At 66.0% G+C, this 11,068-nt stretch carries 13 protein-coding genes; 9 read left to right on the top strand and 4 right to left on the bottom strand.

Annotated features, from left to right (window positions below):
* Positions 1-12: 12 nt before the first annotated feature.
* The 3 genes from G361_RS0106085 to G361_RS49150 all read right to left on the bottom strand — a co-directional run bounded on the left by G361_RS0106085 (position 13) and on the right by G361_RS49150 (position 1,604).
* The gene (locus G361_RS0106085; RefSeq protein ID WP_019926174.1) at positions 13-525 is read right to left on the bottom strand and encodes a YbaB/EbfC family nucleoid-associated protein; all 513 of its coding nucleotides are present in this window, start codon (positions 523-525) and stop codon (positions 13-15) included.
* A gap of 25 nt (positions 526-550) precedes the next feature.
* On the bottom strand, positions 551-856 hold the full coding sequence (locus tag G361_RS42495) for a hypothetical protein (protein ID WP_155981323.1): 306 nt from the start codon (positions 854-856) through the stop codon (positions 551-553).
* Between the two features lie 154 nt (positions 857-1,010).
* Positions 1,011-1,604, bottom strand: a complete 594-nt coding sequence (locus G361_RS49150; RefSeq protein ID WP_155981322.1) for a GNAT family N-acetyltransferase — start codon at positions 1,602-1,604, stop codon at positions 1,011-1,013.
* Positions 1,605-2,093: 489 nt separating this feature from the next.
* Here G361_RS49150 and hxsA2 point away from each other — a divergent pair, with 489 nt between their 5' ends.
* The 6 genes from hxsA2 to G361_RS51420 all read left to right on the top strand — a co-directional run bounded on the left by hxsA2 (position 2,094) and on the right by G361_RS51420 (position 6,809).
* A complete protein-coding gene (gene hxsA2 / locus G361_RS51715; protein WP_081635304.1) occupies positions 2,094-2,660 on the top strand; it encodes a His-Xaa-Ser repeat protein HxsA2 in 567 nt (188 codons plus the stop codon).
* A gap of 85 nt (positions 2,661-2,745) precedes the next feature.
* The gene (locus tag G361_RS0106065; RefSeq protein ID WP_155981321.1) at positions 2,746-3,036 is read left to right on the top strand and encodes a hypothetical protein; all 291 of its coding nucleotides are present in this window, start codon (positions 2,746-2,748) and stop codon (positions 3,034-3,036) included.
* Between the two features lie 3 nt (positions 3,037-3,039).
* On the top strand, positions 3,040-4,494 hold the full coding sequence (gene hxsB / locus G361_RS0106060; protein WP_019926169.1) for a His-Xaa-Ser system radical SAM maturase HxsB: 1,455 nt from the start codon (positions 3,040-3,042) through the stop codon (positions 4,492-4,494).
* Positions 4,491-5,654, top strand: a complete 1,164-nt coding sequence (gene hxsC, locus G361_RS0106055; protein ID WP_196814426.1) for a His-Xaa-Ser system radical SAM maturase HxsC — start codon at positions 4,491-4,493, stop codon at positions 5,652-5,654. The genes hxsB and hxsC overlap by 4 nt, the downstream gene beginning before the upstream one ends.
* A 274-nt stretch (positions 5,655-5,928) precedes the next feature.
* Entirely contained in the window at positions 5,929-6,381 is a 453-nt protein-coding gene (locus tag G361_RS51425) for an aldo/keto reductase (protein WP_255359789.1), read from the top strand.
* Positions 6,309-6,809 (top strand): aldo/keto reductase, encoded by a 501-nt coding sequence (locus G361_RS51420; RefSeq protein WP_255359788.1) that lies wholly within the window; start codon positions 6,309-6,311, stop codon positions 6,807-6,809. The genes G361_RS51425 and G361_RS51420 overlap by 73 nt, the downstream gene beginning before the upstream one ends.
* Before the next feature lie 88 nt (positions 6,810-6,897).
* Here G361_RS51420 and G361_RS42485 read toward each other — a convergent pair whose 3' ends face one another.
* Positions 6,898-7,851 carry an Lrp/AsnC family transcriptional regulator gene (locus G361_RS42485; protein ID WP_196814425.1) on the bottom strand — a complete coding sequence of 318 codons (954 nt, stop codon included), beginning with the start codon at positions 7,849-7,851 and terminating at the stop codon, positions 6,898-6,900.
* A gap of 291 nt (positions 7,852-8,142) precedes the next feature.
* Here G361_RS42485 and speB point away from each other — a divergent pair, with 291 nt between their 5' ends.
* From speB to G361_RS0106030, 3 genes are read left to right on the top strand one after another with little or no spacing between them, the layout of a single operon-like run.
* A complete protein-coding gene (gene speB, locus G361_RS0106040; RefSeq protein ID WP_155981319.1) occupies positions 8,143-9,105 on the top strand; it encodes an agmatinase in 963 nt (320 codons plus the stop codon).
* Positions 9,102-9,971 (top strand): sugar phosphate isomerase/epimerase, encoded by an 870-nt coding sequence (locus G361_RS42480; RefSeq protein ID WP_019926165.1) that lies wholly within the window; start codon positions 9,102-9,104, stop codon positions 9,969-9,971. Before speB ends, G361_RS42480 begins: the two co-directional genes overlap by 4 nt.
* 31 nt (positions 9,972-10,002) lie before the next feature.
* On the top strand, positions 10,003-11,025 hold the full coding sequence (locus tag G361_RS0106030) for an isopenicillin N synthase family oxygenase (protein ID WP_019926164.1): 1,023 nt from the start codon (positions 10,003-10,005) through the stop codon (positions 11,023-11,025).
* The last annotated feature ends 43 nt before the right edge of the window (positions 11,026-11,068 follow it).

The raw sequence follows: 11,068 nt of genomic DNA, 5'->3' as shown, positions 1-11,068 counted from the left end.
AGGGTTACCCGATCACCAACTGGAATCGGTGACGAAACCTCCACGCCGATTCTCGCGGTCGTAGGTCTCGGCACCGGTGGACGGCGACGCATCCGCCGCGACCCCACGGTTTCGTGTCGGCGAATTCGGCGGCGCCACAGACACTTTCGGCGGCTCACCCAGCTCTGCGCGGAAATCCGGCAGGCCGTCGATCATATCGCTCAGCTTCGGCATGCGCGTCCGATGCTGTTGCAACGGGGCGATCAGTTCCTGATTCTTGCGGGCCAGCTCGGCGGTGGCCCGTTGCGCGGCCTCGGTCACCGCGCGGGCGATGTCGGCGTATTCGAGATCATCGATGTCGTCGGCGAACCGGGTCTCGATCACAGTGCCGTCCGAGTTCACCGTCACCGTCACCATGCCGTGGCGCACCGACCCGGTCGCGGTCAATTCGGTTCGGGTACGGCGTATCTCGGCGACCATGCGCATCTGTTCGTGTGCCTGGTCGACCAGATCCGCCAACTCCTCGACAGTGGGCTTTTTCGTCATGGCTGTTCCGAACCCCGTTGCCGACTCACCGGAATCCATCGCCGCTGATGATGTCGGTCCGCTCCATCTGGTCGGCCGCATCGATCTGTCCGGTCGCAAGACCCTGGAACGTGCCGGAGAACGTTCCCGCACCGTCGATCAGGGCCTGCTTGGCGGGCTCGTACTGACTCGCGAGCCGACGACCCAGCGAATCGTTGCCCCAGGGTGCGCCACGACCCGCCAATGCCGCTGTGAGAGTGCTGATCACCGTGTCGATGGCGGTCTGCACATCAGTGGTCGAACCGGCTGCCGAGCGCAACTGCTCGGGATCTACCTCGACCTTGTCGGCCATGATCGGCACCCCCATCCGGACTGGAGTCTGGTTGTACCGACAATGCCAGCCGACCGCCAATCCGTGGTTGCGCCAACATGAACACACGGAAACGGGACTGTGCTCGAGTCCGCGCCATTGGTGTCGCCGGCCGTACACGCAGCAGGGAGTCTCGTCAATCGTCGGGTACGCTGATCTCTACGTTGATGTTTCGCCGCATCACGATCGCAGCGCAGTGGCAGGGCTTGCCGCAGACCGCGCAGTCGCCCTGGTAGTCGAGCACGCCGGACCAGTAGTCGGGGATGACACCCAACGCGCCGAATCCGTTGCGGGCCAACAGACCATCGGATTGTTGACCAAGTCCGGATATCCAGGAGACCGCATAGGCGGTTCGGCATCGCTTCTGCCCGAGGAAGTCCAGTCCGGCTTTCACTCCGCGGTCGCCGATACCTCGTCCACGGGCAGCCGGAGCGACGACTCCTGCCCGCAGCCAGCCGACCGTCTCGTCGCCTGTCAGGTCCTCGGCGATCCCCAACGCGGCGAGCGAGCGAGTCAATTGGGCGCGAACTCCCGCATCTGCGACCGCGACCAGGGAGATACCGAGTAGGCCCGAGGTCTCGTGGGCTAGGAATATTGCCGAGTTGTTATCGGCGGCAATGGATCTCAACTCGTCATCGGAAATGTAGCCGCTGCCGCAGGCCGCTCTGAGAAGGTCGCCGCCTGCGCCGACCCACCATGGCCGGTCCGGGATCGCTCGCTCGATGTGCATTATCGCCGTTCCGGGCTGTGATTCGCTTGCCGCCGGGCACTTTCCGTATCGAGCCCAGTATGACCGAACGACGGAGTCGGTTACCATCGGGACCACCGATCACCTTCTGCGCCAACACCTCCCGAAGTGTTCGACGGTTCCAGGTCATGCGGAGCCGCACGAGTTCGGATCCCGGATTCACGGCCGGGCGAATCGCGACGGATCAATGCGACTCGGGCCGAGGGAGTGGCGGGTGGGCTCTCCTGCCCGGGATTGCGTAGCTGCCAAGCTGGCGAGGAGTTCGAGCCGGACTTCCGGATCGCGGTGTGATTCGGTTCGTCGCTGGTAGTAGCTGTGGCGGGCGCGTGGGGCTTCGACGTGTAACGGTCCGGTGGCGGGCGAGATACTAGTTGCGGTAACAAGTTCGAAGCTCGTGGAGGGGAGTGACGTTGGAACGCACGGGCATTTCGTTCGCTGTGGTCGACTCGGGTTCGATTACGGGAGGTACGAATGCGTGAGACGCCGAAGATCGTGAGTCTGACGGCGGCCCTCGCCGCCCTCGCGATCCCCACGGCCGCACAGGCAGTCGCGGAGTCGTCCGTCTCGACGGGAACGGACGAACCTCGCGTCACGGCGGAACAGGAGGGGGCTCGGCCGGAGCCTCGGGTTGCCTTGCCGGACGACCTCGAGTTGATGAGCTTCACGACGTATCGCGCCAGCGATGGCAGGCTGTTCGCGCAGCATGGTTCTCATTCGTCTCATTCATCCCATTCGTCTCATGCATCTCATGCGTCTTCCAGTCCGGGGCTCGGCGGACCGAATGTGCCGACGCCGGGCTACATTCCACCGCCTGCCACGACCCCACCGGCCGCTCCGCCGCCTACCACGACCCCACCGACCAGCTCCGATCCGTTCTCTCTGGCGTGCACGATGGCAAAGGGGGGCCTCGGCCTGAATGAGATCGCGAGCGCGCTGCAAGAGGTCTACGGCCTCGCTGCGACCGAGGCCGAGGATCTTGCCCAGCGAGCATTGGACCTGTGTCCGGCGGTCGACACGACTGCGGTGCCCCCTCGGTGACCGATCAGTGCAGTTGCCTTCGAATATGTCAGATGCTCTCGGCGAGTGCGGGTTCCGCGTTCTGTGATGGGATCGAGTGATGTCAGTGTCTGATTTGGTTGTCGACTTCAGCAGGTCGGTGCAGTCGCTCGACGCGCTGCGGGAGGCCGCTTACCGTTTGATCGGGCAGGCGGCATGCCAGATCGATGAAGCGGACGGGCGATACGTCTGTCGGCTCTCACCAACGCAGTCACAGCTTCGGGGCGAGGAGTTGCGCACTCATTTCCTGAATCTCGTGACGGACGAGAACTTGCGCGAGAAGGTCGGTCGCGAGACCGGCCGTTTTCGCGATGTCATCGTCGCGTTGGCATTCGGATCGCTCGCCGAGGGGGAGTGACCGTTGGTCGGCTTCGCCTCAGCGGACTCGTTCCGTCCCGACACGTCCCGGCTGCGACTCCTGCCCATCAGGTTCGAACGGCTCGGTGCAGACCGCTTCCTCGTCGGCAACATGGTCGGCGACATGGCGGAAATGACGGCAAATGAGCTGGAGCGGTTGTGCGCGCTCGATCTCACCCCTGGTGACGGGCTCTATGAAAGGGCTTTCGAGAAGCTCTTCATCGGATCGGCCGATCAGCGCGCACCGCAGCAGCTTCTCGCCCTCCGTCTGCGTAGCCGCCTGAGCTTCCTGCGCGCCGCCACGCCATTGCACCTGTTCGTCGTCACGCTGCGATGCGAGCACTCCTGCCCGTACTGCCAGGTGTCGCGTCAGAGCAAGGACCGCGTCCGCTACGACATGGACAGAGCCACGGCGTCCAGAGCACTGGATATCGCTCTGTCCGCGCCGGCGCCGATGATCAAGATCGAGTTTCAAGGCGGCGAGCCGCTGCTGAATTTCGAACTCATCCGGTGGATCGTCGTGACCGCTGAGGAGCGGGCGATGTCCCTGGGCAAGCAGTTGCAATTCGTGATCACGACGAACCTGGCGCTCCTGGATGACGAAGTGCTCGAATTCTGCGCTGAGCACGATGTTCTGCTCAGTACGTCACTGGACGGGCCGCGCGATCTGCACAACAAGAATCGGCCCCGTCGTGGCCAGAACAGCTACGAGCTCGCGGTGGCCGGAATCGGGCGCATTCGAGAGCGGCTCGGCCCGGACCGGGTCGGTGCGTTGATGACCACCACCGAGGCGAGTCTGGATCGTGTGGAGGAGATCGTCGACGAATACCTCGCGCAAGGTCTCGACGGCATCTTCCTGAGGCCGTTGTCTCCGTACGGTCATGCGATCAAGACCAAACAGTTCCACAAGTACGATGCCCGAGAATGGCTCGAATTCTGGAAGCGCGGTCTTCGCTACATCCTGGAGATCAACAAGTCCGGCCGCCGGTTTCCCGAGTTCTATTCGGCTCTGATCCTGCGCCGGATGCTGAGTGATGAGCCCATCGGGTACGTCGATCTGAGAAGTCCGGCGGGGATCGGTCTCGGTGCGCTGGTCTACAACTATGACGGCACCGTATTCGCCTCGGACGAGGCGCGGATGCTCGCCGAAATGGGGGACCGCAGCTTCGAACTCGGCAACGTTCGTGAGCATGGTTACCGAGATCTGGTGTTGTCCGACACGCTGGTGTCGGCGGTGGCGGATTCGCTGACCCAGACGGCTCCACAGTGCTCGACGTGCGTATTCGAGCCCAACTGCGGCGCGGACCCTGTGTATCACCACGCGACGCAGGGGGACCTGCTGGGGATCAAACCGCTGTCCGAGTTCTGCGAGCGACAGAAGGGCGTGATCACGCACTTGTTCGAACTGTTGGAACACTCACCCGAAGACGCCGCCGTTCTTCGGGAGTGGGCGTCGTGAAACCTCTTCTGCTCGTAGGACGATCATCGGCGGCGGACAACGTCGGACTCGGTGACGAGAACCGGATCGTGCGGCTCCGCCCCCCGAACAGTGCCCCGTCGGATGATCGCGATGCCGCGCTGATCGTCGACGATTGCGACTGGACGGCGGCGCAGGCGAATGGATTCCGGATCGCGGTCGGGCGCGACGCGTGCCCGGACGGCGTATCGTCGAGCTACCTCCGACTTCCGGCGGGGTTCGCCGAGGTCGGCGATGGCGATGTGCTGAGCATCTACCCGCGGTCGGGTCGAGTGAGGCTGCTCTACCGTCGGTCGTCGCGACACAACTTCTTCCTCGTCACCGAACGCTGCAACAACTATTGCCTGATGTGTTCGCAGCCACCGAAGAAGGTCGATGACGGTTGGCTGATCGACGAGATCGCAGAGGCACTGCCACTGCTCGACCCGGCAACTCCCGCACTGACATTCACCGGCGGGGAACCGCTCACCGAATGGCGCCGATTCATCGGGCTGCTGGAGTTGTCGCGGGATCTGCTCCCGGGCACCGCGATCCACGTGTTGACCAACGGGCGCGCCTTCTCCGTTCCCGAGGTCGCGCACGCCTGGGCCGAGATCGGGCATCCACAGCTCTCAGCAGGTATACCGATCTATGCGGCGGTGGATCACATTCACGACTATGTGGTTCAGGCCGCGGGCGCGTTCGACGAAACTGTTCTCGGCGTGCTCCGACTCAAGAACCTAGGGCAACGGGTCGAGATTCGTATTGTTCTGCACGCCATCACCGCACCGCGCCTCCGTGAGACCTGCTCGTGGATCGCGCGTAACCTTCCATTCGTCGATCATGTGGCTCTGATGGGTATGGAAAACACCGGCTTCGCGGTCGCCAACGACGCCACACTGTGGATCGATCCCGTCGATTACCAGGAGCAGTTGAAGGCTGGTGTCGACGCCCTGTCCGCCGCCGGGGTGAACGTTTCGATCTACAACCTGCCCCTGTGCGTCCTCGATGCCGGCATCCGGCCGTTCGCGGTGCAGTCGATCTCGGATTGGAAGAACGCGTACGTCGCGGAGTGTGGCGACTGCTCGGTGCGTCACGAATGTGCCGGTTTCTTCTCGACAGGACGACCGAAGTTCAGTCGCGGGATAGCCGCTATCAAGTGAGGTTCCGACTGATATGTCCGGTTGCGGTTTCGCGGTCGGGGTGGCTCCCGCAGCGGCGTGACCGAAGAGAGGCATGACCACCAGCACGGGCAAGGTACCGGAAGTCGGATTGTCCGCCGCGGTTTCCGGGCTGCTGGTCCATCCCGTTCACGGTAGTCGCTGGTCAGGGTGCGAAGGGGGTTGAGGTCGTACCCCCGGTAGACGCGACCTTCTCCGAGGGCGGGTATCACGGTTTCCTGGAGATCGAACGTTTCCGAGACTGGAGGTGGGCGATATGACGAGCACGATCCTGACAACGCCGGCGGTGGCGCTGGGTACGTGGGCCTGGGGAGACAGTGGCGAGGTGGGCGACGGCTATTTCGGCAGCCGGCTGACCGCGGCCGGCCTGCGGGAGGTCGTCGAGAAGGCGCACGCGAACGGGTTCACCCTGTGGGACACCGCGGCGGTGTACGGCATGGGCCACTCGGAGACGGTCCTCGCCGAGGCGCTGAAGGGCTACGCCCGCAACGAGTATCAGCTGTCGACGAAGTTCACTCCGCAGATCGCGGGCGACGGCGACGATCCGGTCGCGGACATGCTGGAGCAGAGCCTGCACCGCATGGGCACCGACTACGTGGACCTGTACTGGATCCACAACCCGGCCGACGTGGCCCGGTGGACGCCGTTGCTGATACCGCTGCTGCGCAGCGGCAGGATAGGCATGTCGGCGTCTCGAACCACGACCTGAAGCAGATCGCTCTCGCCGATGAGATCCTCGGCGAGGACGGTTTCCGGGTGGAGGCGGTCCAGAACCACTACAGCCTGCTGTACCGGAGCTCGGAGCGTGCGGGCATCCTCGAGTACTGCCACGAGCGCGACGTGCGGTTCTTCTCCTACATGGTGCTCGAGCAAGGGGCGCTGACCGGCAAGTACAGCCCGGCCCATCCGTTGCCGGCGGGCAGCAGCCGGGCGGCCGTGTACAACCGCATGCTGCCCCGGCTACAGGCGCTGACGGACCGGATGGCAGCGATCGGCCGGGACCGAGACGCGTCCGCCGCCGACGTCGCCACCGCCTGGGCCATCGCCAAGGGGACCACCCCGATCATCGGGGTCACGAAGGCGGGTTATATCGACGGGCTGGTCCGAGCGCACGGCATCGGACTCGCCGGCGCGTAGATCGCGGAGCTGGAGGCGCTGGCGGACGCAACGGATGTCGACACGCGCGGCAGCTGGGAGCGGTAGATGTAGCGCGACCACAGCCGGGTCATACGACGGGACGGTACGACAGCGTCTCGCGTATCCGAATGTCCGTATCGGCGGGTGAAGCGGGTGAGTAGGACTTGCTGGTCAGGCTCTTGACCACCCGCAAGTGGTTGAATGCCTCGACCGACCGTACCCCGGGCACGCTGCGGACGGTTTCGAGATCGTGGAGCGCTTCGTCGACGGATCGGCTGGTCACGGTGCAGATCGCGTCGCAGCGGCCGAGTGTCGTGGCGAGGTAGTCGACACAGGGCAGATCCGCGAGTGTGGCCAGGGCGGTGTCGCGGCCTGCGCCGAAGGTGATGCCGAGGCCGCAGAGATGGTTCGAACCGAAGACGCCCGGCTGGATCCGGGCGCCTATATGGATGGTGCCGGTCTCGATGAGCCGGAGCACTCGTGCGCGGACGGCGCTGATGGACATGTCGATCTCGTTCGCCAGATCGGCATAGGAGACGCGGCCGTCGGCCTGCAGCCGGCGCAGCAGACCCAGATCGGTGTCGTCGAGCACATGTGTGCTGCGGCGTGGCGCCACGTGGTTGTCCTTGAGGATTTCCGTGTAGACGGCGGTTTCGATCCCGTGCACCGTCGGCAGTGCCGCGATGCGGTTGATCTCCGCGGCGAGGACAGTCTCGTCGGGGCAGTGCATCTGGACCACCAGCGAGTAGGCGCCGGCCACCACGGAGACGAATGCGGCGTGGTCGAAGCCGGCGATGTGCGCGGCCACCGGCGCCGCCGCTCCTTCGACCCGCACACCGATGTGACCACAGCAGTGCAGGCCGAACACCGAGGGGTGGACGATGCCGAGAACGGTGACCGCCCCACTGTCGAGCAGCCGCAACAGCCTGGTCCTGGCCGCGACGCGCGACAGGCCGACGGCCTGTGCCAGCGCCTCGTGGGTGGCGCGACCGTCACGCTGCAACGCAGCGACCAGTTGCCGATCCACGGCATCCACGGACATCTCACTCATTGCTGCGGTGACGCCTCTCACCTTCGATACCGGCGTCAGCGCACCGGCGAACCCGCCCGTCGCTGACGTCCCTGCCGAACCATCCATGGTAGTGCGGCCGGCGGGGAATCTGCCTGCCCGCCCGGTCGAGCGGCTGCCACCCGGCCGATCGGCCCGGTGTCGCATGCCGCACTCGTAGTTTCGTCAAGGTTAAAAGTGCGGCGCACGTGTAAATTAACCGCAAGATAGTAAGTCGTATCTCGATCTTCGTGACTTAATTGTCGCATGGATGACGATCTACCGATGAAGCTGCAATCACCGCGAGGGCAGCTCGACCCCACGGTGATCCCGCGCTACGCGGGCTTCGCCACCTACGGGCGGCTGCCGCGCCTGGAGGATGTCGACGCGGCCCGGATCGCCGTTCTCGGTGTCCCGTTCGACAGTGCGGTCACCTACCGTCCGGGCGCCCGGTTCGGGCCCGCCCACGTGCGCGAGGCATCGCGGCTGCTGAAGCCCTACAACGCCGACCTGGACATCTTTCCGTTCGCCGCGACCCAGGTGGTCGACGCCGGGGATGTGGCCTGCACGCCGTTCGACATCGGCGCCGCGATCACCGCGATCGAGTACCGGGCCGACGAACTGGCCGCCGCCGGGCTGCGCACCGCCGTCATCGGCGGCGACCACACCTGCGCCCTACCCATGTTGCGCGCGCTGCATCGCCGGCACGGGCCGATCACCGTGCTGCACTTCGATGCGCATCTGGACACCTGGGACTCGTACTTCGGCGCCGCCTACACCCACGGCACCCCGTTCCGGCGCGCCGCCGAGGAGGGGCTGATCGACCGGGAGGGCTCGCTGCACATCGGCATCCGCGGCTCGCTGTACAGCGCCACCGACCTGATCGACGATTCGGCCCTGGGGTTCGCGCGGATCACCTGCCCGCAGATCGAGGCCGACGGTATCCGCGCCGCACTCGAGCGCATGCACGCCCGGCTCGGCGGGCGGCCGATCTACGTCTCGATCGATATCGACGTCCTCGATCCCGCTCACGCGCCCGGCACCGGAACCCCCGAGATCGGTGGCCTGACCAGCCGGGAACTGCTGCTTTTCCTGCGCGAGCTGACCGGCTACCGGATCGTCGGGGCCGATGTGGTGGAGGTCTCGCCGGCCTACGACCACGCGCAGCTCACCGGGATCGCCGCCGCCAACCTCGTCTACGAACTGGTCTGCCTCATGGCCGCGACCGAACCGGCGGTGGCCGCATGACGCTGTCGGTGTTCCAATCCCTGTGGGCGATGGAGGATCTGCCGCTGCACGGCGCCCGGTGGACCGTGCCGCAGCGGGTCGAGCGGGTGGCCGAGGCGGGGTTCGACGGGGTCGGCATCGATACCTACACGCCGGGCAAGAATCCGCCCGCCGCCACGATGGCGCGGCTGCTCGACGCCGCCGGCCTGCGGTCCTCGGTGACCGTGTTCGTCACCGAGCAGCGACCGCTGTCCGAAGGGCTGCGGTACGCCACGGACGTGGGCGCCGAACTGGTGGTGGTGTGCGGTGAGGTGTTCCCCGATTCGGTCGCCGCGGCGGCCGAGCTGGTGGCCGACTGGATGGAGCAGAGCCGCCGCGCGGGCGTCGCGATGCAGCTGGAGACCCACCGCTACACGCTGACCAACGATCCCGCCTTCACCGCACAACTGGTGCAGGCCGTCGATGTTCCACTGGCACTGGACCTTTCGCACTACGTGGTCGGCAGCGAGCTGCCCGACCCGGATGCCGGCGGCGCCGAACGCCCGCGCGTGCAGCGACTGCTCGACATCCTCTACGAGCGGGCCGGGTCGGTCCAGGGCCGGGTCGCCACCCGGGAACAGATCCAGGTACCGCTGCACTGGCCGCCGCACCGGCGCGCGGAGCGGCGCTTCGAGACCTGGTGGACCGATGCCTTCCGCAGCCTGCACCGGCGCCGCCCGGACCAGGACTGCGTATTCCTCTGCGAACTCGGCCCCTACCCCTACGCCCTGGTCGGACCCGACGGCCGCGAACTCAGCGACCGCTGGGCCGAATCCCTGGACCTGGCCGCGCGCGCCCGGACGCTGTTCGCCGCCGCGGCGGACCACTCGCGCGCGACCGCGCGGTAGCCGCCGCAACCGAGACGAAAGGAACACTCGCATGCCCCATTTCACCGAACTTCCCGTCATCGACGTCGGTGGTCTGGCCGACGGGACGGCGCGGTCGCGGCTCGCGATCGCCGAGCAGGTCGGCGCGGCGGCCCGCGAGGTCGGATTCATGTACATCACCGGCCACGGGATCGACGAGAAGCTGTTCACCGACCTCACCGCCGCCGCCGCGGATTTCTTCGCCCGCCCGGCGGCGGAGAAGATGCGCTGCTACATCCGCGACTCGCCCAATCACCGCGGGTACGTGCCCGAGGGGGAGGAGACCTTCTCCGGCGGCGGAATCGACCACAAGGAGGCCTTCAACTTCGCGCTCGACCTGCCGCTCGACGACCCGGACCGGCTGTCCGGCATCCCGCTGCTGGGTCCCAATTCCTGGCCGGACATCGACGGCTTCGCCGAGACCGCGATGGCCTACTACCACGCGGTCCTGGACCTGGGGCTGAGGTTGTTCGAGGTGTTCGCCGTGGCCCTCGGCGAGGCGCCGGATTCCTTCACCCACCATGTCACCAAGGCGCCGAGCGCATTGCGCATGATCCACTACCCCTACTCGACCGACGTTCACGACCGGCCCGGTATCGGCGCGCACACCGACTACGAATGCTTCACCCTGCTGCGCCCGACCCGGCCCGGCCTGGAGGTCCTCAACGAGGCCGGTGACTGGATCGACGCGCCCCCGATCGGCGACGCCTACGTGGTCAACATCGGCGACATGCTCGAGCTGTGGACCAACGGTGAATTCGTCTCGACCACACACCGGGTGCGCCGGGTCGCCACCGAACGCTATTCCTTCCCTTTCTTCTTCAATGTCGACTACCACACCTACGTCGAACCACTGCCGCGCTTCGTCACCCCCGGACGTCCCGCACGGCCCGGAGTCGTTGCGGGAGAACATCTCTGGGGCCAGATCGTGCAGAGCTACCACTATCTGACCGACCGGGTCCACAGCGGCGAGATCGTGCTGCCGGACGGCGCCGCGGCGTTGTCCGCGGGCTTCGGCCGCAGCCTCACCCCGTGAACCGGTTCCACCCACCCGTCCCCGTCCCCGTCCCAGGAAGGAC

This window comes from Nocardia sp. BMG111209, from assembly GCF_000381925.1.
Lineage (GTDB): Bacteria > Actinomycetota > Actinomycetes > Mycobacteriales > Mycobacteriaceae > Nocardia.
Note: the sequence above shows the minus strand (reverse complement) of the source record. Positions and strands in the feature narration are given on the sequence as shown.

Bases quoted from the DNA above. Each gene is read 5' to 3' on its own strand.
- G361_RS42495 (WP_155981323.1), bottom strand. From the start codon at position 856: ATGGCCGACAAGGTCGAGGTAGATCCCGAGCAGTTGCGCTCGGCAGCC.
- G361_RS42480 (WP_019926165.1), top strand. From the start codon at position 9,102: ATGACGCTGTCGGTGTTCCAATCCCTGTGGGCGATGGAGGATCTGCCG.
- hxsA2 (WP_081635304.1), top strand. From the start codon at position 2,094: ATGCGTGAGACGCCGAAGATCGTGAGTCTGACGGCGGCCCTCGCCGCC.
- speB (WP_155981319.1), top strand. From the start codon at position 8,143: ATGAAGCTGCAATCACCGCGAGGGCAGCTCGACCCCACGGTGATCCCG.
- G361_RS42485 (WP_196814425.1), bottom strand. From the start codon at position 7,851: ATGTCCGTGGATGCCGTGGATCGGCAACTGGTCGCTGCGTTGCAGCGT.
- G361_RS0106085 (WP_019926174.1), bottom strand. From the start codon at position 525: ATGACGAAAAAGCCCACTGTCGAGGAGTTGGCGGATCTGGTCGACCAG.
- G361_RS49150 (WP_155981322.1), bottom strand. From the start codon at position 1,604: ATGCACATCGAGCGAGCGATCCCGGACCGGCCATGGTGGGTCGGCGCA.
- G361_RS51425 (WP_255359789.1), top strand. From the start codon at position 5,929: ATGACGAGCACGATCCTGACAACGCCGGCGGTGGCGCTGGGTACGTGG.
- G361_RS0106030 (WP_019926164.1), top strand. From the start codon at position 10,003: ATGCCCCATTTCACCGAACTTCCCGTCATCGACGTCGGTGGTCTGGCC.